Raw genomic sequence first — 256 nt, forward strand, 5'->3', positions numbered from 1 at the left:
CCTACGGGTGGCAGCAGGGGTGGGTGGTGCCGGCCGGTGAGCAGGGCACGATCACGCTGAGCTTCCCCTCCAACGCGCTTTACCGCGCTGTTCTGGTCACCGGTCTGGCGCTGCTGCCGGTGTTGCTGCTCCTCGCCCTCGTTCCGGCCCGCCGGCCTGCGAGTGCCCGGGAACCGGCCCAGCCGTGGAACTCCGAACCGCTGGCCGCCGGTGCACTGCTGGTCGCCGGCACGGTGATCGCCGGTATAGGGGGCGT

At 71.9% G+C, this 256-nt stretch carries 1 protein-coding gene; it reads left to right on the forward strand.

What is annotated here, in order from left to right; genetic code table 11:
• Positions 1–256 (forward strand): hypothetical protein (locus ACTHSL_RS13870; protein ID WP_440381740.1); only part of this gene is annotated, 256 nt, incomplete at both ends.

This window comes from Neisseria sp. P0008.S010 (genome assembly GCF_051962715.1).
Classification (GTDB): Bacteria; Pseudomonadota; Gammaproteobacteria; order Burkholderiales; family Neisseriaceae; genus Neisseria; species Neisseria elongata.